Source organism: Paraburkholderia sp. PGU19 (assembly GCF_013426915.1).
Lineage (GTDB): Bacteria > Pseudomonadota > Gammaproteobacteria > Burkholderiales > Burkholderiaceae > Paraburkholderia.
Genome location: NZ_AP023179.1, coordinates 3,362,196 through 3,385,115, shown reverse-complemented (window position 1 = coordinate 3,385,115; position 22,920 = coordinate 3,362,196). Strand labels below are relative to the sequence as shown.

Genomic DNA, 22,920 nt, shown 5'->3' with positions numbered 1-22,920 from the left:
CAAAATCGATTCTACGCCCATCCCTATTTTTGACGGCCTTGTGTCAGATCCGGACGCCGGAACGTAATAAAATCAACACCTTCATTCGTGCTGTCCCTCGATACCAATATGAACGCTCCCGCCGAATTCGCCCGCGCCGTCTGTCCCCACGACTGTCCCGATACCTGCGCGATGCGCGTGACCGTCGACAACGGCCGCGCGATCAAGGTTGTCGGTGAGCCGGATCATCCGCCGACGCAAGGGGTCCTGTGCACGAAGGTCAGCCGTTATGCGGATCGCGTTCATCATCCACGCCGGCTAACGATGCCGATGCGCCGGATCGGTCGAAAAGGCGAAGGACGCTTCGAGCCGATCAGCTGGGACGAAGCGCTGCGCCTCGCGGGCGAGCGCCTGTCGGAAATCGCGGGCCGCGCGCCGGAAGCGATCGTGCCGTACAGCTACGCCGGGACGATGGGTTTCGTGCAGGGCGACAGCATCGCGCAGCGCTTTTTTCATAAGCTTGGCGCTTCTCAACTGGAGCGGACCATTTGCGCAGCGGCTGGCGCAGCGGGCCTCAAATATACATACGGCGCAAGCCTCGGGATGCTCACGGAGTTTTTCTCAGAGAGCGAGGTGATTCTGATCTGGGGCGCAAACCCGATCGCGTCGAACCTGCACTTCTGGACGCGTGCGCAGGAGGCGAAGCGCAACGGCGCGCGTCTGATCGCAATCGACCCGTACCGCTCGCTCACTGCTGAAAAATGCCATCAGCACATCGCACTCAAGCCGGGGACGGACGGCGCGCTCGCGCTCGGCATGATGCATGTACTGATCGCGGAGGACATGCTCGATCACGCGTACATCGCCGATCACACGCTTGGTTTCGAGCAACTAAAAACGCGCGCGCTCGACTATCCACCTGCGCGCGTCGCTGAAATCTGTGGAATCGACGAGCAGGTGGTCGTGGATCTTGCGCGTCTCTACGGCCGCACGAAAAGGTCGGCGATTCGCCTGAACTACGGCATGCAGCGCGTACGCGGCGGCGGCAACGCCGTTCGCGCGATCGCCTGCCTGCCGTCGCTGACGGGTGCCTGGCGCGAGCGCGCGGGCGGTGCGCTGTTGTCATCGTCGGGCTGGGCGCCTGTCGATTCGCATGCGTTGTCGCGGCCCGACCTGATGCCTGGGTGGCCGTCGAAACAGCCGCGCGTCGTGAATATGAACGCAATCGGTGACGCGCTGTGCCATCCGGGTGACGCCACATTCGGGCCGAAGGTCGAAGCGATCGTCGTGTACAACTCGAACCCCGTCGCGGTGGCGCCGGACTCCGAGCGCGTCGCCGCCGGCTTCGCGCGCGAGGATCTGTTCACGATCGTGCTCGAGCACTTCCAGACCGATACGGCCGACTACGCCGATCTGCTGCTGCCCGCTACGACGCAGCTCGAGCATCTCGATGTCCACAAGTCGTACGGCCACACGCACGTCATGGTCAACCTGCCCGCAATCGCGCCTGTCGGCGCCGCGCGTCCGAACACGGAAATTTTCCGCGGCATCGCGCGCGCTATGAACCTCGACGAGCCAGCGCTGTATGAAAGCGATGAGGCGGTAGCGTCGTCGGCGTTTCGTTGGGACGATCCGCTTCTGGAAGGCTGCAGCTGGGAGACGCTCAAGCGCGATGGCTGGGCAAAGCTGAATGTCTCCGATGCGCCGTTTGCGAACGGCGGCTTTCGCACACCGTCCGGCAAGTGCGAGTTCTATAGCGAGCGTCTCGCGCAAGCGGGCCTCGAACCGGTGCCCGACTATCTGCCGCCTTATGAGTCGGCGGACGGTTCGCCTGAACTCGCGGCCCGTTATCCGCTCGCGATGATTTCTCCGCCCGCGCGTAATTTCCTCAACAGCACGTTCGTGAACGTCGAAAGCCTGCGCGCGACGGAAGGCGAGCCGCATCTCGATATCCATCCCGCCGACGCAAGCGAACGCAGCATCAACGACGGCGATCAGGTCCGCATCTTCAACGATCGCGGCTCGATGCAGGCACGCGCTCGCGTCACCGACAAGGCGCGTGTCGGGCTCGTCGTCGGCCTGTCGATCTGGTGGAAAAAGCTTGCGCCGGACGGCCGCAACGCCAACCAGGTCACCAGCCAGGCGCTGACCGACCTGGGCGGCTCCGCCACTTTCTACGACTGTCTCGTCGAGGTCGAACGAGCCTGAGTCGCTTTTCGCACGCGCAGCGGACGGAACCGCTGCGCGTTCGCGCCCCGGTTCGCGCTTTCGAGTGCACCGTCTAACTGGGGGCTTATCCCGAATGTCGACACGTGTGCGCATGCTACGATGCGGCTTTTAGCACGACCATTCGAAAATCACGGAGGAGACGCCGTATGGAAAAAGTCTGGCTGAAGTCGTATCCGCCCGGCGTGCCAAAAGAGATCGATCCGACGCAATACGAGTCGGTCACCGCGATGCTGGAGGAGAGCTTTCGCGAATTTCGCGCGAAGCCGGCCTTCGCCTGCATGGGCAAGCAGATCACGTACGGCGAACTCGACAGCCTGTCGACGTGCCTTGCCGGCTGGCTCCAGTCGAAGGGCATCGCGCGCGGCGCGCGCATTGCCATCATGATGCCCAACGTCCTGCAGTACCCGGTCGCGCTCGCGGCGATCCTGCGCGCGGGTTACGTCGTCGTGAACGTGAACCCGCTGTACACGCCGCGCGAGCTCGAGCATCAGCTGAAAGACAGCGGCGCGGAAGCGATCATCCTGCTCGAGAATTTCGCGGTCACGTTGCAGGCGATCGTACGCAATACGTCGATCAAACATATCGTCGTCGCGGCGATGGGCGATCTGATGGGCGCGAAGGGCCTGATCGTCAATTTCGTCGTACGTCGCGTGAAGAAGATGGTGCCCGCGTGGAATCTGCCGGGCCACGTCAGCTTCAACGATGCCATTTCCGCAGGCGCGCGCAGCAAGTTCACGCCCGTGAAGCAGAGTCCTGACGACGTCGCGTTTCTTCAGTACACAGGCGGCACGACGGGCGTCGCGAAGGGCGCAACGCTCCTGCACCGCAATCTGGTCGCGAATGTGCTGCAGTCGCATGTATGGGTCGAGCCGGCGCGTAAGAAGCGCGGCGACATTGACCAGTTCGTGACCGTTGTCGCGCTGCCGCTGTACCACGTGTTCGCGCTGACGGTTTGCGGTCTGCTGACGATCCGTACGGGCGGCCTCGGCGTGCTGATTCCGAATCCACGCGATATCGCCGGGATGATCAAGTCGCTGCACGGCTACAAAATCACGACGTTCCCCGCCGTGAATACGCTGTACAACGCGATGCTCAATCATCCTGATTTCGCAAAGCTCGATTTCTCGAACCTGCTGGTCGCGAACGCCGGCGGGATGGCCGTGCAGGAAGCCGTCGCCAACCGCTGGTACGAGCGCACGCACGCGCCGATCGTCGAAGGCTACGGCTTGTCGGAGACGTCGCCGTGCGTCACCTGCAATCCGACCACGGTCACTGAATATAGCGGCACGATCGGTCTGCCGCTGCCGTCGACGGAAATATCGATTCGCGACGACGACGGCAACGAACTGCCGCCCGGTCAGGCGGGCGAGTTGTGCATTCGAGGTCCGCAGGTGATGGCGGGCTACTGGAACCGGCCGGATGAAACGGCGAAGGTGATGACGTCCGACGGCTTCTTCCGGTCAGGCGACATCGCGACCGTCAACGACGACGGCTTCGTGAAGATCGTCGACCGGAAGAAGGACATGATTCTGGTGTCGGGATTCAACGTCTATCCGAACGAGATCGAGGACGTGGTTGCCAAGCACCCCGGCGTGTTCGAAGTGGCTGCTGTCGGCGTGCCGGACGAGCATTCGGGCGAAGCGGTGAAGCTTTACATCGTGAAGAAGGACGACGCGATCACCGACGCCGACATTTTCGCGTACTGCAAGACTCAACTGACGGGCTACAAGCGCCCGCGGATGATCGAGTTTCGCAAGGAACTGCCGAAGAGCAATGTTGGCAAGATCCTGCGTCGCGAATTGCGTGACGGCAGAGCGTGAACGTCGCACTCAGGTAAGAGTACAGGCGAGAGAGACCACTAACGCATAGATCGACGTGACAGTCGGCAAACGAGACCCGAAAAGGCCTGACGGTTCATCCCGTTGGGCCTTTTCTATTTGACGTGCTGACAGGCTGACGGGCACACCAATAAAAAAGGGCGCCCTAAGGCGCCCTCGAGGGTAACTACGCTTTCACAACTTATTAGAACTTGTGACGGATACCGACGCGAGCCGTGAACTGGTTGTTCGAGTTCGACGGCGTCAGACCGTTGATCGAAGCAACTGCTTGCTGGCCCGTCGAGTCCGTACCCGCAGCGCGTTGGTACACGCCGATCAGGTAGACGTCCGTGCGCTTCGACAAGAAGTAGTCTGCGCCGAGTGCGCCCTGGTTGTAGTGCGCGCCGCCATGACCGTTGAACGAAGCGAGGCGCGTGTAATCATATGCTGCGCCCAGAACGAGAGCCGGCGTCAACTGATACTTGAAGTTGATTTCGCCGTTGTTGAACGTTGCCGAGCCGCGGTAAGCCGGAGCCGTGACGTTTTCCGAGCCGAGGTTGCCGAACTGGATGAACGAATACGTCACACCGACCGTTGCAGCGCCGAACGTGTATGCACCACCTGCGCCGCCGACCTGGTACGAGTTGGCCGTAGCGAAACCCGAGATGACCGGGTTACCCTGGACGCCCGTAACCTTGCCGATGTTGTTCGTCGGGTTCGCGCCGCTGCTCGGCACGTTGCCCCAGAACGAGGTATTCGGATCGCGGACGTTCAAGTAGCCAGCACCCAAGACCAGCGGGCCGTTGTTGTAGCCAGCGCCCAACGACCAGATCTGGTTGCGGCCCGTCGCGCCTGCAACGCCGCCGAGGCTATACATGCCGCCGAACGTCAGGCCGGCGTAGTTCGCGCTCGTGAACTTGATTGCGTTGTTCACGCGGTTTGCGTTGTTGAAGTTGTCCAGATCGTCCGGGTGAGCCGCGATGTAGCCGCCCCACTGGTCGCCGGCTTCCAGCGGACCGACGTAGTCGACCACGGAGTCATACTGGCGACCCATCGTAACCGTACCGAACTGGCTCGACAGACCAACATAAGCCTGACGGCCGAACAGCGCGCCGCCCTGACCAGACTTGCCGGAGTTCACGTCAAAGCCGCTTTCCAGCACGAAGACCGCTTTCAGGCCACCGCCAAGGTCCTCAGTACCGCGCAGGCCCCAACGGCTGCCTTGCAGAACGCCGCTCGACAGGTTGTACAGGCTCTGGTTCGTGCGGCCAGCGCCAGCTGCCGTCTGCACGTGGTTCGTGTAGTTAAAACCTTCGTCAATAATGCCGTACAACGTCACGCTGCTCTGAGCATGTGCGACGCCGGCAAATGCGCCCATTGCTGCAAGAGCGAGAAGCGACTTTTTCATCGAAAGATCTCCAAGGAAATGCGAATTATTTTCAAGCAAGGCAAATATTTATGTGTGTTGCAGCCTTACGTAACTTCGTCGAGAAGTTGCCACGTAATGTAGCAAAGACACCAATACGCACAAAGAAAAAGCAGGGCGGCAACCAGGCCGCTGTTTCGTTTACGCAACATGATCTAAAATCCAGAATCGGCTGTCCTAAGCGCTTCGGAATTTTTCTTGCCACCGGCCGCAAAGTCTTGCTGGACAAGGGTTTGCGCGAAGCGATCCGGGCGCCGCGTCGTGGAGGCCAGAATGCTGCTTGATGAATTGATTAATGAGTTCGATCGGGGTTTACGCTCAATGACCGGGGTGTCGCGCATGTCGCGTCCTCTACCCGTTCCGCCCGCGTCGACGGAGCCAGTCGAGCTGACTGACGAGGAGCGCGCGCACGCGGCGGGATTGATGCGCGTGAATCACGTCGGCGAGGTGTGCGCGCAGGCGCTGTATCAGGCGCAAAAGCTGGCGACGGGCTCGCCGGCGCTCAAGCAGGCCTTCGAGCATGCCGCACGCGAAGAGGAAGATCACCTGGCGTGGACGTACAAGCGCCTCGAAGCGCTCAATTCGCGTCCAAGCCTGCTCAATCCGCTCTGGTATGCTGGCGCCCTCGCGATCGGTCTTGCAGCCGGGCGCCTTGGTGATCGCGTGAGCCTCGGCTTCATGGCGGAGACGGAGCGGCAGGTCGAACTGCATCTGGACGGCCATCTGACCACGCTGCCTGAAGGCGATCACGAGTCGCGCGCGATCGTCGAACAGATGCGCATCGATGAAGCCGCGCACGGCAAGGCTGCAACGGATGCGGGCGGCGTCGAGTTGCCGTTCCCGGCACGCGCGCTGATGCGGGCCGCGTCGAAGATCATGACCCGCACGGCGTATCACGTGTAATCTGGTTTCAGGCAAAACTGTTCGAAGTGGGCGGCGCACCCCGCGTCGCCCCTGGAAATTCGCTCCAAATCTTCTCTCTTCCCGCGCTTTTCATCCTCCAGGAACGCTTTCATTCCACGCTCTTCCCCCGCACTTTTCACGTATCACCTTCACAAGATTCGTTAGTTCATTCATTTATAACGATTTTCCATTTTTAGGCGTCACCTGAGCAGGCGTCGCTAAGTCCTTGTTCTAGCAAACAAAATTCGTCAAAAAACCGCGACTCTCCCTTGACCCGTGTTGGGGGTTACTCTAAAGTGGGAGACAGTGTGAGAAAGTGTATTTTTGTGTGATCCAACGCGCTTTCTTCGGTAAATTTCCAGAATCGGGCGACATCTTTCAGCGCCCTGAAAAAAGGGGAGTGAAGTGTTCCAAGGGGCGTCAGCGCTGACACTCGATGCGAAGGGGCGGATGTCCGTCCCGTCTCGCTATCGTGATGCGCTGCAAGGACAGGCAGAAGGCCGAGTGACCATCACGCGTCACCCGGACGGCTGCCTGTTGCTATTTCCGCGCCCCGAGTGGGAAGTCTTTCGCGCCAAGATCGTCGCGCTGCCGATGGAAGCCAAATGGTTTCAGCGGATTTTTCTCGGCAGTGCTGCGGATGTCGATCTGGACACGGCTGGCCGCGTGCTGATCGCGCCCGAGCTGCGCCAGGCGGCAAAGCTGGAAAAAGAAGTGATGTTGCTGGGAATGGGAAGCCGGTTCGAGATCTGGGACAAGGAAACCTACGACGCGCAGGAACAGGCGGCCATGTCGCAGGGCATGCCCGAGTCTCTGAAGAACTTCACATTCTGACCGCAGGTAATACATATGGCGCCTGCGATGAGTAACGAATTGCAGCATCGCACGGTGCTGCTCGAAGAAGCGGTGAATGCGCTCGTCACGCGCGCGGACGGTATCTATATAGATGGCACGTTCGGGCGCGGCGGCCATAGCCGCGCGGTGCTGGCAAAGCTGGGCGAATCGGGGCGTCTGATCGGATTCGACAAGGACCCGCTCGCCATTGCCACCGCGCAGCAGATCGCCGATCCGCGCTTCGAGATCGTGCATGAAAGTTTCGCATCACTGCGCGACGCGATGAGCGAGCGCGGGGTAGGGCGTGTGTCGGGGGTGTTGCTGGATCTGGGCGTGTCGTCGCCGCAGTTCGACGACCCGGAGCGGGGTTTCAGTTTCCGCGCCGACGGCCCGCTCGACATGCGGATGGACCCGACGCGCGGCGAGTCCGCCGCGGATTGGCTGGCGCGGGCCACGGTGCAGGAAATGACGGAGGTGATACGGGATTATGGGGAAGAACGGTTTGCTTTTCAGATTGCAAAGGCGCTTGCTGCTCGCCGGGCAGAGTCCGACCGTCTTGGGCCTCTCGTCAGCACGGGCGAGCTTGCCCAAATCGTGGCTAACGTCGTCAAAACCCGTGAGAAGGGTAAGGACCCGGCAACCCGCACCTTTCAAGCTATACGGATTCACATCAATCAAGAGCTTGCGGAGCTGCAAGTCGTACTAGAAGCAGCATTGTCGTTGCTGGAGCAAGGGGGGCGGCTGGTCGTGATCAGCTTTCATTCGCTCGAAGACCGGATCGTCAAGCGGTTCATGCAGGCGCACTCGAATGCGCCTGCTGTCGATCGCCGTCTGCCGATCCGCGCTGTCGACCTGCCGAGCCCGCCGCTCAAACTGATTGGCCGCGTATTCGCGAGCGACGCCGAAGTCGCCGCAAACCCGCGCGCCCGTTCCGCCGTGATGCGTGTCGCGGAGCGGATCGCGCCATGAACCGCCTCAATATCTTCCTGCTGATCGTCGTGATGGGTTGTGCGCTTTCCGTCGTCAACGCGACCAATCAGCAGCGTCAGTTCTTTATCCAGTTGCAGCGCGCCCAATCGCAGGAGCGTCAGCTGCAGCAGGACTATTCGCAGCTTCAATATCAGCAGAGCGCGTTGTCGAAGACCTCGCGCATCGAGCAGATCGCGACTGATTCTCTGAAGATGCAGGGCGCGACCACGGGACGCACGCAATATCTGACGCTCGACTCCGGCTCCGCTACGGCCGAAGACGCGCCCATTCCGACTTCGGCGCCGACTCCGGCATCTGCCACGAAAGCTCGTCGAGGCACGCGATGAAGAAATCGTCGAACAAGAACAAGAGTGTCGCGTTCTCGGCGAATCCGATTCTCTCGGTGCGCCTGCCGATGTGGCGCTCGAAGCTCGTCGTGTTCCTGCTGTTCATGGCGTTCGTCGCGCTGACGGCGCGCGCGTTCTGGATTCAGGGCCCGGGCAACGGCTTCTATCAGAAGCAGGGTGAAAGCCGCTATCAGCGCCGCCTGGAGTTGCCGGCCACGCGCGGCAAGATTCTCGACCGTAACGGCCTCGTGCTCGCAACGAGCTTGCCCGTGCGCGCCATCTGGGCGATCCCCGAGTCGGTGCCCGACGACCTCGGCGCGGACAAGCTCGCCGATCTCGCCAAGCTGCTCGACATGACGCAGCCGGAGCTGCGCAAGAAGCTGTCGGAAGACAAGACGTTCGTCTATGTGAAGCGTCAGGTGCCCGTCGAAGTGGCCGCGAAAGTGGAAGCGCTGAACATCCCCGGCATCTATCAGCGCAACGAGTACAAGCGCTTTTATCCGGAAGGCGAAATCACGGCTCACCTGATCGGCTTTACGAACGTCGAGGACGAAGGCCAGGAAGGCGTCGAACTCGGCGACCAGAAGCTGCTCGCCGGTATGTCGGGCAGCCGCCGTGTGATCAAGGACCGACTCGGCCACATCGTCGAAGACGTGGACGAGCAGGTCGTGCCGCACAACGGTCAGGACGTCGATCTGTCGATCGACAGCAAGATCCAGTACATCGCGTACACGAACCTGAAAGCGGCCGTGCAGAAGTTCAAGGCCAAAGCGGGCGCCGCGATGGTGATCGACGTGCAAACGGGCGAAGTGCTCGCGCTCGTCAATTATCCGACCTATAACCCGAACGACCGCTCGCATCTGACGGGCGAGCAACTGCGCAACCGCATCCTGACCGACACGTTCGAGCCGGGCTCGATCATGAAGCCGTTCACGGTGTCGCTCGCGCTCGATCTGCACCGCGTTACGCCGACTACACTGGTGGATACGGGTGGCGGCCGTTTCGTACTGGACGGCGCACCCATCACCGACGACTCCGGCTTCGGCGTGCTGACGGTGGGCGGGGTGATCCAGAAGTCGAGCAACATCGGCGCGACCAAGATCGCGATGCAGCTCAGGCCCGAAGAGATGTGGAACATGTACACGGGCATTGGTCTCGGCCAGGCGCCGAAGGTCGGTTTCCCGGGCGCGGCGGCGGGCCGTCTGCGCCCCTGGAAGAGCTGGCGCCGCATCGAGCAGGCGACGATGTCGTACGGCTACGGTCTTTCCGTGTCGCTGTTCCAGCTGGGTCGCGCCTACACGGCCATCGCGAACGACGGCCGGATCCTTCCCGTGTCGATTTTCCGCACACCGAAAGACCAGCCGGCCACTGGCACGCAAGTCTTCGCACCGACTACCGCGCGCGAAGTCCGCGCGATGCTCGAAACGGTCGTCTCGCCTGGCGGCACGTCGCCAGACGCGGCCGTGCCCGGCTATCGCGTCGGCGGCAAGTCGGGTACGGCATACAAGCACGTGGGCCGTGGCTATGACCACAGCAAGTACCGCGCGTCGTTCGTCGGCATGGCGCCGATGCCGAATCCGCGCATCGTGGTGGCCGTGTCCGTCGACGAACCGACTGCAGGCAGCCACTTCGGCGGCCAGGTGTCGGGCCCGGTGTTCTCGTCGATCGTCGGCGACACGCTGCGCTCGCTGAACGTGCCGCCCGATCAGCCCGTCAAGCAGATGGTCGTGTCCGACGAAATGAATCCCGCGAAGCCCGCTGCCGCATCGCAGCCGGCCGCCAATGGTGCGAACGGCGCAAAGAAACTTTCGACGCATGCCGCACCGAAGAAGCTGCAGATTTCAGACAGTACGAAGAACCGCCCCGGAGTCGTTAGATGAGTGCGCTGCGTTCTTCTCATCCAGCGCAACAGCAGATTGCTGACGCGCTAACCTGGCTGCGCGCACGCGTGCAGCCAGGCGCACATTTGCACGCCGATACCCGCACGATCGCGGCAGGCGACGTGTTCCTCGCGTATGCCGTCGACGGCGCGGACAACCGCCCGTTCATCGCGAACGCGATCGAGCGCGGCGCGGCGGCTGTGCTCGTGCAATCGGACGGTTTCACGGGCGATATCGATCCCGCGACGATGTACGCCGTGCCTCGCCTGAACGAACTGGCGGGCACGATCGCGAGCGCGTGGTACGGCGATCCGAGCGACGCGATGCGCGTGATCGGCGTGACGGGCACGAATGGCAAGACGTCGTGCACGAACTGGATTTCGGCCGCGCTCACGGCGCTCGGCCAGCCGTGCGCGATCATCGGTACGCTCGGCAGCGGCATGCCGGGCCACCTCGTGTACACAGGCTTCACGACGCCCGACGCGCCGCAACTGCAACGCAACCTCGCGCAGTTGCGCGCTGCAGGCGCGAAAGCCGTCGCGATGGAAGTGTCGTCGCACGCGCTGCATCAGGGTCGTGTGAACGGCACCGCGTTCAACGTCGCCGTGTTCACGAATCTCACGCAGGACCACCTCGACTATCACGGCACGTTCGAAGCCTACGAAGCCGCGAAAGCGCGCCTGTTCGCGTGGCCGGAACTGAAGGCCGCCGTCATCAACGCTGATGACGAAGCCGGCCGCCGCCTGATCGCGAGCACGAAAGGCCACGCGAAGACCATCGCCTACGCGCTTCAATCGCACGCCGACGTGCAGGCCGACGCGTCGATCGTCGCGTCCAATGCGCGCGCGACAGCGACAGGCACGGCATTCCACATCGCGTCGGACTGGGGCAATACCGACATCGAGGTCAACACGCTCGGCACGTTCAACGTAAGCAATCTGCTCGGCGTGCTCGGCGCGCTGCTCGCGTCCGACGTACCGTTCGACGCCGCTGTCGCGCAACTGGCGAAGCTCGAATCGGTGAACGGCCGGATGGAGCGCCTCGGCGGCCGCCTGCAGAACGACGAGCCGCTCGTCGTGATCGACTTCGCGCACACGCCGGATGCGCTCGAAAAGACACTGACGGCATTGCGCCCGATCGCCGATGCGCGCGGTGGCAAGCTGATCTGCATGTTCGGCTGTGGCGGCGACCGCGACGCGACCAAGCGTCCGTTGATGGGCGAAATCGCGGAGCGCTGCGCCGACGGCGTCGTCGTGACGAGCGACAACCCGCGCAGCGAAGATCCGCAAAAAATCATCGACCAGATCGCGGCCGGCATGAAGGACGCGTCGAAGGCGCGCCGCATTGAAGACCGCGCGAGCGCGATCCTCCAGGCCGTGCGTTGCGCGGCTCGCGAGGACGTCATCGTGCTGGCGGGCAAGGGTCACGAATCGACGCAGGAAATCATGGGCAAGAAACGCGCGTTCTCGGATCAGGATCACGCGCGGCTCGCGCTGGCTGCGCGCGTCACGCACGCACGCGGAGGTGGCGAATGAACATGTTTTCGCTGCGTGAAGCCGTGGCACTGATTCCCGGCGCAACAGTAACGGGCGACGAATCGGTCGCGTTCGAGCGTGTCTCCACGGACAGCCGTTCGTGCGGCCCCGGCGATCTGTTCGTCGCGCTGAAGGGCGACCGTTTCGACGCGCACGATTTTCTCGCCGACGTCGCCGCGCGCAATGTCAGCGCGGTGCTCGTCACCCGCACGCCAGACAATTTAAACGTGCCCGCATTGCGCGTGACGGGCGATACGCGCACGGCATTGGGCGCATTGGCCAACGGCTGGCGTCGTCGCTTTGCGATGCCGCTCGTCGCAGTAACGGGCAGCAACGGCAAGACGACGGTCAAGGAAATGATCTCGTCGATCTTCGCGGCGGCTGTCGGTGAGCAATCGCGTCTTGCGACGGCCGGCAATTTCAACAACGACGTCGGCCTGCCGCTGACGCTGTTCCGTCTGAACGAAACGCACAAGCTCGCCGTCGTCGAGCTCGGCATGAATCATCCGGGCGAGACGGCCCTGCTCGGCACGATTGCCGAGCCGACCGTCGCGGTCGTCAACAACGCGCAGCGCGAGCATCAGGAATTCATGGCGACAGTCGAGGCCGTCGCGCTCGAACATGCCAGCGTGATTCACGCGCTTAAAGCCGAAGGCGTCGCCGTGTTCCCTGCCAACGATGCCTACGCCGGCATCTGGCGCGTCGCGGCAACGGGCAATCGCATCGTCGATTTCGCGCTGAATACGGCAGAACGCACGACGGAAGCTGCGGTCCAAGGCACGCTTGACGGAAATCAGTTGAGCATCGATACGCCCGAAGGCCACGTCGACGTCATGCTGCAAGTGCTCGGCGCGCACAACGCGCACAACGCGCTGGCAGCGACGGCAGCGGCGCTCGCGTCGGGTGTTTCGCTGGAAGCGATCAAGCGCGGTCTCGAAGCATTTGGCGCAGTGAAGGGCCGCTTGCAGGTGAAGCGCGCGGCGCTCGGCTCGATGGCGGGCGCGACCGTGATCGACGACACGTACAACGCGAATCCTGACTCCATGCTCGCCGCCATCGACGTGCTCGCAGAGCGTCCGTCGCCGCGCGTGCTGGTGATGGGCGACATGGGCGAAGTCGGCGACAACGGCCCGGAGTTTCATCGCGAAGTCGGCGCATACGCGAAGGCGCGCGGCATCGACGCGCTGTATGCGCTGGGCGACGCGTCGCGCGATGCCTGCGCCGCGTACGGCAGTGAAGCACACCATTGCGACGACGTGAACACGCTCGTCGCGCAATTGCAGCAGGCCGGTCACGGCGCGGCTGCGACGTATCTCGTGAAAGGCTCGCGCTTCATGAAAATGGAACGCGTGGTGGACGCCGTTACGAGTCCACAACCCGCTGCACCGGGCAACGCGCCCGGCGCACACTGAAAGAGAAGGACAGAAGTATGTTACTGGCGCTGGCGCAATGGCTGCAGAACGACGTAGGCTTTTTGCGCGTGTTCAGTTATCTGACGTTTCGTGCTGTCGCGGCGACGATCACCGCGCTGCTGATCGGGCTCGTCTGCGGCCCGTGGGTGATCCGCAAGCTCGCGCAGATGAAGGTCGGCCAGGCCGTGCGCAAGGACGGCCCGCAGACGCACCTGGTGAAATCCGGCACGCCGACGATGGGCGGCGTGCTGATTCTGATCGGCATCGCCGTGTCCACACTGTTGTGGGCCGACCTGACCAACCGCTTCATCTGGATCGTGATGCTCGTCACGTTCGGCTTCGGCGTGATCGGCTGGGTGGATGACTATCGCAAGGTCGTCTACAAGGACCCGCGCGGCATGTCGTCGCGCGAAAAGTATTTCTGGCAGTCGGTGATTGGTCTGTTCGCAGCCGTGTATCTCGCGTTCAGTGTGTCGGAAGCGAGCAACGTGCGCGTGTTCGACCTGTTCATGGCGTGGGTGCGCAGCGGTCTGTCGATGGGCCTGCCCGCGCGCGCCGACCTGTTGCTGCCGTTCCTCAAGTCGATGACCTATCCGCTCGGCGTGTGGGGCTTCATCGCGCTGACGTATTTCGTGATCGTCGGTTCGAGCAACGCAGTGAATCTCACCGACGGTCTCGACGGCCTCGTCATCATGCCCGTCGTGCTGGTCGGCTCGTCGCTCGGCGTGTTCGCGTACGTGATGGGCAGTGCCGTCTATTCGAAATACCTGCTGTTCCCGCACATCGCGGGCGCGGGCGAAATGCTGATCTTCTGCTCGGCGATGGGCGGGGCAGGGCTCGCGTTCCTCTGGTTCAACACGCACCCGGCGCAGGTGTTCATGGGCGACGTCGGCGCGCTCGCGCTGGGCGGCGCGCTCGGCACGATCGCCGTGATCGTGCGTCAGGAAATCGTGCTGTTCATCATGGGCGGGATTTTCGTCGCCGAGACGGTGTCGGTGATGTTGCAGGTCACGTGGTTCAAGTTCACGAAGGCACGTTTCGGTGAAGGCCGCCGCATCTTCAAGATGGCGCCGCTGCATCACCACTTCGAATTGTCGGGCTGGAAGGAAACGCAGGTGGTGGTGCGTTTCTGGATCATCACGCTGATGTTGTGCCTGTTCGGTTTGTCGACGCTCAAGTTGCGTTAAGCCGGATTCGAGTCGTACTTAAAGTCGCAAGCAAGTCGCAAAGCAAGGGGAAGCAGTCGATGTTTGGCGAGAAGTTTCGGGATCGGCAAAAGCCGATGGTGCTCGTGCTGGGGCTCGGTGAATCGGGCCTCGCGATGGCGCGCTGGTGCGCGCGGCATGGTTGCCGCCTGCGCATTGCCGACACGCGCGAAGTGCCGCCGAATCTGTCCGCGCTCGAAGCGCATGGCATCGACGGAGATTTCGTCGGCGGGCCGTTTTCGGACGTGCTGCTGGAAGGCGTCGAGCTGGTTGCGATCAGCCCGGGCCTGTCGCCGCTCGCCGCCGATCTCGTGCCGCTGATTGCCGCCGCGCGCGAACGCGATATCCCCGTGTGGGGCGAACTCGAATTCTTCGCGCAAGCGTTGCGCACGCTCGGCGAAAGCGGCTACGCGCCGAAGGTCATCGCGATCACGGGTACGAACGGCAAGACCACCACGACGAGTCTGACGGGCCTGTTGTGCGAGCGCGCGGGTAAGAAGGTCGCGGTCGCGGGCAACATCAGCCCGGCCGCGCTCGACAAACTCACGGAAGCGATCGACAACACCGCGCTGCCCGACGTGTGGGTGCTCGAACTGTCGAGCTTCCAGCTGGAAACGGCGCACACGTTCGAGCCGGACGCCGCCGTGATCCTGAACATCACGCAGGATCATCTGGATTGGCACGGCGGTCTCGATGCGTACGCCGCGGCGAAGGGCAAGATTTTCGGCAAGAACACGGTGCGCGTGCTCAATCGCGACGACGCGCGCGTGATGGCGCTCGCGCCGTCGCAGCCAGGCAGCGCGCAGGTGGTGACGTTCGGCACAGGCGAACCGGCGCGCGACGGCGACCTCGGCTTGATGCGCGAGAGCGGCATGATCTGGCTCGTCGATGCGCACGACCGCGACGCGACCGACGAGCCCGCGCCCACGCGCCGTCGCAAGAGCGAATCCACGACGCCGCCGAACATCGGGCTGAAGCGCCTGATGCCCGCTGACGCGCTGCGTATCCGCGGCTTGCACAACGCGACGAACGCGCTGGCCGCGTTCGCACTCGCGCGCGCCATCGGTCTGCCGGGCGCGCCGCTGTTGCACGGTTTGCGGGAGTATCGCGGCGAGCCGCATCGGGTTGAGTTGATCGCGTCGATCGACGGTGTGGATTACGTCGACGACAGCAAGGGCACCAACGTCGGCGCGACGGTTGCCGCGCTCGACGGTCTCGCGCAGCGCGTCGTGCTGATCGCGGGCGGCGACGGCAAGGGCCAGGAATTCGATCCGCTCGCGGAGCCGGTGATGCGCTGGTGCCGCGCGGTGATGCTGATCGGCCGCGACGCGCCGCAGATTCGCGCGGCGCTCGCGCATACGGGCATCGCGATGACCGATCACGCGACGCTCGAAGAAGCGACGCGCGCAGCCAGCGCCGTCGCGCAACCGGGCGATGCCGTCCTGCTGTCGCCCGCGTGCGCCAGCTTCGACATGTTCAAGGGTTACGCGCATCGCGCCGCAGTGTTCAAGAGCGCAGTCGAAGACATCGCTGCCGAACGGGGGACGATGATATGAGCTGGACGGAACGCTTCGGGTCGCAACTCGGCAAGCAGCGCGGCTCCGCAGGTGGCGCGGCAGCAGCCGAGCGCACGTCGCGCACGGGCGGGCTGTCGAGCGCCGTCAACGGCGTGCGTCCCCTGCGCTCGCGGATGCTCGACTACGACCACTCGCTGCTGTGGGTCGTCGTCGCGCTGCTGGGGCTCGGCGTCGTGATGGTGTACTCGGCATCGATCGCCATGCCGGATTCGCCGAAATACGCGTCCTATCGCGACTACGCGTTTCTCGTGCGCCAGGTCATCTTTGTCGTGATGGGCTCGGTGGCGGGCGTGATCGCGTTCCGCATTCCCATCTCGACGTGGGACAAGTACGCGCCGAAGCTCTTCCTGATCGCGCTCGTCGCGCTCGTGATCGTGCTGATTCCGCACGTCGGCAAGGGCGTGAACGGCGCGCGCCGCTGGATTCCCCTCGGCATCACGAACATGCAGCCGTCGGAAATCATGAAGCTCGCCGTGACGATCTACGCGGCGAACTATACGGTGCGCAAGCAGGAGTACATGCACAGCTTCGCCAAGGGCTTTCTGCCGATGGGCTTCGCCGTTGGCGTGGTCGGCATGCTGCTGCTGCTCGAGCCGGACATGGGCGCGTTCATGGTGATCGCGGCGATTGCGATGGGTCTGCTGTTCCTCGGCGGCGTGAACGGCAAGATTTTCGGCGGCCTGGTGGCGACGGCTGTCGGTACATTCACGTTGCTCGTGTGGGCGTCGCCGTGGCGCCGCGAGCGGATCTTCGCTTACCTCGATCCGTGGGACGACCGTTACGCGCAGGGCAAGGCGTATCAGTTGACGCACTCGCTGATCGCGTTCGGCCGCGGCGAATGGTTTGGCGTGGGACTCGGCGGCAGTGTCGAGAAGCTCAACTACCTGCCCGAAGCACACACCGACTTCATTCTTGCCGTGATCGGAGAGGAACTCGGTTTTGTCGGCGTGCTCGTCGTGATCCTGATGTTCTACTGGATCGTGCGCCGTTCGTTCGAGATCGGCCGTCAGGCGCTCGCACTCGACCGCACGTTTGCGGGTCTGGTCGCGAAGGGCGTCGGCATCTGGTTCGGCGCGCAGACCTTCATCAACATGGGCGTGAACCTCGGCCTGCTGCCGACCAAGGGTCTCACGCTGCCGCTCGTCAGCTACGGCGGCTCGGGCATTTTGCTGAACTGCGTCGCGGTTGCGGTGCTGATGCGGGTCGACTACGAGAACCGGGTCCTCATGCGCGGGGGCAAGGTATGACGATGCAACAACGCACGCTGATGGTGATGGCGGGAGGCACCGGGGGACACGTGTTCCCGGGCCTGGCCGTCGCGCACCTGATGCAGGCGTGGGGCTGGCGTGTCGTGTGGCTCGGCAATCCCGCAGGCATGGAAGCGACGCTCGTCCCGAAACACGGCATTCCGATGGAATACGTGCAGTTCGGCGGCCTGCGCGGCAAGGGCATGAAGACCAAGCTGATGCTGCCCGTGAATCTGCTGCGCGCGTGCATGCAGAGTCTCTCGGTGCTGCGTCGCGTGAAGCCCGATGTCGTGCTCGGCATGGGCGGCTACATCACGTTCCCGGCGGGTGTGATGACGGCATTGAGCGGCACGCCGCTCGTGCTGCACGAACAGAATTCGATCGCCGGTCTCGCGAACAAGGTGCTCGCGAAGCTCGCAAAGCGCGTGCTCGTCGCGTTTCCGGACGCGTTGCCGCATGCGCAATGGACGGGTAATCCAATTCGTGAGGAACTTGCGCGCACGCCAGCACCCAAAGCACGCTACGCGGCGCGTAGTGGTCCGCTGAATGTGCTGGTGGTGGGCGGCAGTCTGGGCGCGGCGGCATTGAATGAAGTGGTGCCGCGCGCGCTGGCGCAACTCGCACCGCAAGAGCGACCGCGCATCGTGCATCAGGCGGGCGCGAAGCATATCGAAGCATTGCGCGCGAACTACGAAGCAGCCGGCATCGCGACGGGCGACGACGTACAACTCGTGCCCTTCATCGACGACATGACGAGCGCCTATGCGAACGCCGATCTCGTGATCTGCCGTTCGGGCGCGATGACGGTCGCCGAGATCGCGGCGGTGGGCGTGGCGGCATTCTTCGTGCCGTTCCCGTACGCCGTCGACGATCACCAGACAACTAACGCAGCGTTTCTCGCCGACCACGGCGCGGCGCTGCTCGTGCAACAACGCGATCTGTCGGTGGATAACCTCGCCGACTGGTTGCGCAGCCAGACGCGGGCGTCGCTCGCGGACATGGCAGAGCGTTCGCGCTCGCTCGCGAAACCCGATGCCACCGAACAGGTCGCGCAGATCTGCGCAACGGTGGCAGGCGTGACACCGAGCCTGAGCCCGGAAGGAAAGCAGCAATGAAACATATCGTCAAACACATTCACTTCGTCGGGATCGGCGGCGCGGGCATGAGCGGCATCGCCGAAGTGCTCGTCAATCTCGGCTATCAGGTGAGCGGTTCGGACCTGTCGCGCAATGCGGTGACGGAGCGCCTCGCCGCGCTCGGCGCGCGCATCGCGATCGGTCACGACGCGGAGAACATCGAAGGCGCGAATGCGGTAGTCGTATCGACGGCTGTGCGCAGCGACAACCCGGAAGTGCTGGCCGCGCGTCATCGCCGCATTCCCATCGTGCCGCGCGCGGTGATGCTCGCGGAACTGATGCGCCTGAAGCAGGGCATCGCGATTGCCGGCACACACGGCAAGACGACCACGACGTCGCTGGTGGCGAGCGTGCTCGCGGCGGGCGGCCTCGATCCGACCTTCGTGATCGGCGGACGGTTGATCAGCGCGGGCGCGAACGCGCGCCTCGGCACGGGCGATTTCATCGTCGCCGAAGCGGACGAATCGGATGCGTCGTTCCTGAACCTGTTCCCGGTGATCGAAGTCATCACGAACATCGACGCCGATCACATGGACACCTACGGCCACGATTTCGCGCGGCTCAAGCAGGCGTTCATTGAATTTACGCACCGTCTGCCGTTCTACGGTATTGCGGTGCTGTGCGTCGACGATCCGAACGTGAAGGAGATCCTCCCGTTCGTGTCGAAGCCGATCATCCGTTACGGCTTTGCGCCCGACGCGCAGGTGCGTGCCGTCAATGTCGAAGCACGCGAAGGCAAGATGCATTTCACGGCGATGCGCGAAGACGCGGCGCCTATCGATATCGTTTTGAACCTGCCTGGCCTGCACAACGTGCAGAACGCGTTGGCCGCAATTGCAATTGCGACTGAACTTGAGGTGAAAGATGCCGATATCCAGCGAGCGCTCGCGGATTTCAACGGCGTCGGCCGGCGTTTCCAGCGCTACGGCGAAGTGAGCGTGACGGGCGGCGGGGCCTACACGCTCGTCGACGATTACGGCCATCACCCCGTCGAAATGGCCGCGACGATTGCGGCGGCGCGTGGCGCATTCCCCGACAAGCGCCTCGTGCTCGCATTCCAGCCGCACCGCTTCACGCGCACGCGCGACTGCTTCGAAGATTTCGTCAAGGTGCTGTCGACGGTCGATGCGCTCGTGCTGACGGAAGTGTACGCAGCGGGCGAAGCGCCCATCGTCGCAGCGGACGGCCGAGCGCTCACGCGTTCGATCCGTGTGGTGGGCAAGGTCGAGCCGGTGTTTGTCGAAACAGTGGATGAAGTGCCGGACGCGCTCGCTGCAATCGTGCGCGACGGCGATGTGGTGATCACGATGGGCGCAGGTTCGATCGGCAGCGTGCCGGGTCGGCTTGCAGGAAACGAAGGTGTGAAATGAGCAGTATCGATCCTAAATCTTTTGGCAAGGTCGCGGTCCTTCTCGGCGGTGTGTCCGCCGAGCGCGAAGTGTCTCTGAACTCCGGTCGTCTCGTGCTGCAAGGGCTGCGCGATGCGGGCGTCGACGCGCATCCGTTCGATCCTTCCGAGCGTCCGCTTGCGGCGTTGAAGGACGAAGGCTTCGTGCGCGCGTTCAACGCGCTGCATGGCGGCTACGGCGAGAACGGCCAGATTCAGGGCGCGCTCGATTTCTACGGCATCCGTTATACGGGCAGCGGCGTGCTCGGCTCGGCGCTGGGTCTCGACAAGTTCCGCACGAAGCTCGTGTGGCAGCAACTGGGCGTGCCGACGCCGCCGTTCGAGGCCGTGCTGCGTGGCGACGACTACGCCGCGCGCGCGAAGGACATCGTTGCGAAGCTCGGTTTGCCGCTGTTCGTGAAGCCGGCGAGCGAAGGTTCGAGCGTCGCCGTCATCAAGGTGAAGACGGCCGATGCGCTCGTGCCCGCGCTCGAGGAAGCGGTGAAGTTCGACAAGATCGTCGTGGTCGAGAAGAGCATTGAAGGCGGCGGCGAGTACACGGCGTGCATCGCGGGCGATCTCGATCTGCCCGTCATCCGTATCGTGCCGGCTGGCGAGTTCTACGACTATCACGCGAAGTACATCGCCAACGACACGCAGTACCTGATTCCGTGCGGCATCGCCGCCGACGAAGAAGCGCGCCTGAAGAAGATCGCGCGCCAGGCGTTCGACGTGCTCGGCTGCACCGATTGGGGCCGCGCCGACTTCATGCTGGACGGCGAAGGCAATCCGTATTTCCTGGAAGTGAACACGGCGCCCGGCATGACCGATCACTCGCTGCCGCCGAAGGCCGCGCGTGCTGTCGGCATCAGCTACCAGGAACTGGTGGTGAAGGTGCTTGCATTGACGCTGAAGGATTAAGGAAGAAGCCCCGGATCATGTGGAACAACGTTCGCCAGCTCAATCTCGCCGCCAACGCATTGCATGCGTTGTTGCTGCTCGTGCTGCTGGCGGCAGGCGGTTACTGGCTGATCCAGCGACCGAACTTCACGCTGCGCGAAATCCGTATCGACGGCGACACCGAGCACATCAACTCGCCGACCGTGCGTGCGGGTGTGGTCGGCCGATTGAAGGGCAACTTCTTCACCGTCGATCTCGACACGGCGCGCACGGCGTTCGAGCAGATGCCGTGGGTGCGTCACGCAAGCGTGCGCCGCGTGTGGCCGAATGCGCTTGCGGTGACGCTCGAAGAGTACAAGCCGCTTGGTACGTGGGGCACGGATCAACTGGTGAGCACCGACGGAGAGGTGTTCACCGCGAACCAGGGCGAGCTCGAAGAAGAACTGCCCGCGTTCGATGGCCCGGAAGGGTCCGCGAAAGAAGTCGTCGCGCGTTATCAGGACTTCAGGAAGTGGTTTGCGCCCGTTGGCGCAACGCCGGATGAAGTGACGCTGTCGCCACGCTTTGCGTGGACGGTGAAGCTGTCGAACGGCATGCAGGTCGAAATTGGACGCGAGCGCAATCAGGACACGCTCTACGACCGCTGCAAGCGGCTCACCGCGGCATGGGGCGCGGTGACGCAACGTTGGGGGAAGGACATCGAATATGCGGACTTGCGTTATCCGAACGGTTTCGCCATTCGTGCAGCAGGCATGCGCTTCATTACGGAACCCGACAAGGGCAAGAAGTAACAGGACATCACACGCAATGAGCACGCTATGAGTAAAGACTATAAAGATCTGCTGGTAGCCCTCGACATCGGCACGGCGAAAGTGGTCGCCATCGTCGCCGAGCTGAAGGGCGAAGGTCATTACGAGGTGATCGGACTCGGCCAGAGCGAATCGAAAGGGCTCAAGAAAGGCGTCGTGGTGAACATCGAGGCCACGGTGCAGTCCATTCAACGAGCGCTCGAAGAAGCCGAGTTGATGGCCGACTGCAAGATCACGAACGTGTTCACCGGGATCGCTGGCAGCCATATCCGCAGCTTCAATTCGAGCGGGATGGTCGCGATCAAGGAAAAGGAAGTGACGCAGACGGACGTCGCGCGTGTGATCGAGACGGCCAAGGCGATCAACATTCCGACCGACCAGCAGGTGCTGCACATCCTGACGCAGGAATTCATCATCGACGGCCAGGAAGATGTGCGCGAGCCGATCGGCATGAGCGGTATCCGCCTCGAAGTGAAGGTGCACATCGTGACGGGCGCGGTGAGCGCGGCGCAGAACATCGTGAAGTGCGTGCGTCGCTGCGGCCTCGAAGTGAACGATCTGATTTTGCAGCCGCTCGCGTCGTCGCTCGCGGTGCTGACGGAAGACGAGAAGGAACTGGGCGTGGTGCTGGTCGATATCGGCGGCGGCACGACGGACATCGCGATCTTCAGCGAAGGCGCGATCCGTCACACGGCCGTGATTCCCATCGCCGGCGACCAGATCACCAGCGACATCGCGATGGCGCTGCGCACGCCGACGCCGGATGCCGAAGACATCAAGGTTAGCTATGGCATCGCGAAGCAGGCACTCGCCGATCCCGACGAGATGATCGAAGTGCCGGGTCTGGGCGAGCGCGGTCCGCGCACGCTGTCGCGCCAGGCGCTGGCGGCCGTGGTCGAGCCGCGCGTCGAAGAACTGTTTTCGCTCGTGCAGCAGGTGGTGCGCGAGTCGGGCTACGAAGAGTTGCTGAGCTCGGGCGTCGTGCTGACGGGCGGCGCGTCGATGATGCCGGGCATGGTCGAACTGGGTGAAGACATTTTCCTGAAGCCGGTCCGTATCGGCGTGCCGGAGTATGCAGGCGGTCTCGCAGACGTGGTGCGCAATCCGCGTTATTCGACGGCAATGGGTCTGCTCGTCGAAGGACGCTCGCAACGCATGCGCGGTCGCAAGGTCGCGGTGCAGTCGGGATCGATGGGTCAGGTGTTCACGAGGATGAAGGACTGGTTCCTCGGCAATTTCTAAAAAGAATTCGAAGTAAAGGAAATTCGCGCCGGTGCCGGCGGCTGGCGCGCGACAGGAGGTTGCCCGATCTCCTGCCGAATAACGGC

The 22,920-nt window shown here is 63.2% G+C and carries 19 protein-coding genes; 18 read left to right on the top strand and 1 reads right to left on the bottom strand.

All coding sequences use genetic code 11. The features are described from left to right. Positions 1-108: 108 nt before the first annotated feature. The gene (locus H1204_RS15360; protein ID WP_180728980.1) at positions 109-2,187 is read left to right on the top strand and encodes a molybdopterin oxidoreductase family protein; all 2,079 of its coding nucleotides are present in this window, start codon (positions 109-111) and stop codon (positions 2,185-2,187) included. 167 nt (positions 2,188-2,354) lie between these two features. Next, positions 2,355-4,028 carry a long-chain fatty acid--CoA ligase gene (locus H1204_RS15355; RefSeq protein WP_180728979.1) on the top strand — a complete coding sequence of 558 codons (1,674 nt, stop codon included), beginning with the start codon at positions 2,355-2,357 and terminating at the stop codon, positions 4,026-4,028. 202 nt (positions 4,029-4,230) lie between these two features. Here H1204_RS15355 and H1204_RS15350 read toward each other — a convergent pair whose 3' ends face one another. Then, a complete protein-coding gene (locus H1204_RS15350) occupies positions 4,231-5,433 on the bottom strand; it encodes a porin (RefSeq protein ID WP_180728978.1) in 1,203 nt (400 codons plus the stop codon). Positions 5,434-5,483: 50 nt separating this feature from the next. Here H1204_RS15350 and H1204_RS15345 point away from each other — a divergent pair, with 50 nt between their 5' ends. The 16 genes from H1204_RS15345 to ftsA all read left to right on the top strand — a co-directional run bounded on the left by H1204_RS15345 (position 5,484) and on the right by ftsA (position 22,834). Further along, positions 5,484-5,735 (top strand): hypothetical protein, encoded by a 252-nt coding sequence (locus H1204_RS15345; RefSeq protein ID WP_180728977.1) that lies wholly within the window; start codon positions 5,484-5,486, stop codon positions 5,733-5,735. Then, on the top strand, positions 5,725-6,354 hold the full coding sequence (gene coq7, locus H1204_RS15340) for a 2-polyprenyl-3-methyl-6-methoxy-1,4-benzoquinone monooxygenase (protein ID WP_180728976.1): 630 nt from the start codon (positions 5,725-5,727) through the stop codon (positions 6,352-6,354). The genes H1204_RS15345 and coq7 overlap by 11 nt, the downstream gene beginning before the upstream one ends. Before the next feature lie 405 nt (positions 6,355-6,759). After that, complete coding sequence (mraZ, locus tag H1204_RS15335) at positions 6,760-7,188, top strand: division/cell wall cluster transcriptional repressor MraZ (protein ID WP_009771045.1); 429 nt, start codon at positions 6,760-6,762, stop codon at positions 7,186-7,188. Between the two features lie 15 nt (positions 7,189-7,203). Then, positions 7,204-8,157 (top strand): 16S rRNA (cytosine(1402)-N(4))-methyltransferase RsmH, encoded by a 954-nt coding sequence (gene rsmH, locus H1204_RS15330; RefSeq protein ID WP_054929055.1) that lies wholly within the window; start codon positions 7,204-7,206, stop codon positions 8,155-8,157. Next, on the top strand, positions 8,154-8,504 hold the full coding sequence (gene ftsL / locus H1204_RS15325; RefSeq protein ID WP_180728975.1) for a cell division protein FtsL: 351 nt from the start codon (positions 8,154-8,156) through the stop codon (positions 8,502-8,504). The genes rsmH and ftsL overlap by 4 nt, the downstream gene beginning before the upstream one ends. Next, on the top strand, positions 8,501-10,384 hold the full coding sequence (locus tag H1204_RS15320; RefSeq protein ID WP_180728974.1) for a penicillin-binding protein 2: 1,884 nt from the start codon (positions 8,501-8,503) through the stop codon (positions 10,382-10,384). The genes ftsL and H1204_RS15320 overlap by 4 nt, the downstream gene beginning before the upstream one ends. Further along, on the top strand, positions 10,381-11,919 hold the full coding sequence (locus H1204_RS15315; RefSeq protein WP_180728973.1) for a UDP-N-acetylmuramoyl-L-alanyl-D-glutamate--2,6-diaminopimelate ligase: 1,539 nt from the start codon (positions 10,381-10,383) through the stop codon (positions 11,917-11,919). The genes H1204_RS15320 and H1204_RS15315 overlap by 4 nt, the downstream gene beginning before the upstream one ends. After that, complete coding sequence (gene murF / locus H1204_RS15310) at positions 11,916-13,331, top strand: UDP-N-acetylmuramoyl-tripeptide--D-alanyl-D-alanine ligase (protein WP_180728972.1); 1,416 nt, start codon at positions 11,916-11,918, stop codon at positions 13,329-13,331. Before H1204_RS15315 ends, murF begins: the two co-directional genes overlap by 4 nt. Positions 13,332-13,348: 17 nt before the next feature. Further along, positions 13,349-14,518 carry a phospho-N-acetylmuramoyl-pentapeptide-transferase gene (gene mraY, locus H1204_RS15305; protein WP_007747064.1) on the top strand — a complete coding sequence of 390 codons (1,170 nt, stop codon included), beginning with the start codon at positions 13,349-13,351 and terminating at the stop codon, positions 14,516-14,518. 59 nt (positions 14,519-14,577) lie between these two features. Further along, positions 14,578-16,092, top strand: a complete 1,515-nt coding sequence (gene murD / locus H1204_RS15300) for a UDP-N-acetylmuramoyl-L-alanine--D-glutamate ligase (RefSeq protein WP_180728971.1) — start codon at positions 14,578-14,580, stop codon at positions 16,090-16,092. Continuing rightward, positions 16,089-17,360, top strand: coding sequence for a putative lipid II flippase FtsW (gene ftsW, locus H1204_RS15295; protein ID WP_036002442.1), 1,272 nt, complete (start codon positions 16,089-16,091; stop codon positions 17,358-17,360). Before murD ends, ftsW begins: the two co-directional genes overlap by 4 nt. Further along, a complete protein-coding gene (gene murG, locus H1204_RS15290) occupies positions 17,357-18,475 on the top strand; it encodes an undecaprenyldiphospho-muramoylpentapeptide beta-N-acetylglucosaminyltransferase (protein WP_180728970.1) in 1,119 nt (372 codons plus the stop codon). The genes ftsW and murG overlap by 4 nt, the downstream gene beginning before the upstream one ends. Next, the gene (gene murC / locus H1204_RS15285; protein ID WP_180728969.1) at positions 18,472-19,866 is read left to right on the top strand and encodes a UDP-N-acetylmuramate--L-alanine ligase; all 1,395 of its coding nucleotides are present in this window, start codon (positions 18,472-18,474) and stop codon (positions 19,864-19,866) included. The genes murG and murC overlap by 4 nt, the downstream gene beginning before the upstream one ends. Further along, on the top strand, positions 19,863-20,804 hold the full coding sequence (locus tag H1204_RS15280; protein ID WP_042307870.1) for a D-alanine--D-alanine ligase: 942 nt from the start codon (positions 19,863-19,865) through the stop codon (positions 20,802-20,804). Before murC ends, H1204_RS15280 begins: the two co-directional genes overlap by 4 nt. A gap of 17 nt (positions 20,805-20,821) precedes the next feature. Continuing rightward, positions 20,822-21,574, top strand: coding sequence for a cell division protein FtsQ/DivIB (locus H1204_RS15275; RefSeq protein ID WP_180728968.1), 753 nt, complete (start codon positions 20,822-20,824; stop codon positions 21,572-21,574). Positions 21,575-21,601: 27 nt separating this feature from the next. Continuing rightward, positions 21,602-22,834 (top strand): cell division protein FtsA, encoded by a 1,233-nt coding sequence (ftsA, locus tag H1204_RS15270; RefSeq protein ID WP_028371745.1) that lies wholly within the window; start codon positions 21,602-21,604, stop codon positions 22,832-22,834. Positions 22,835-22,920 lie beyond the last annotated feature (86 nt).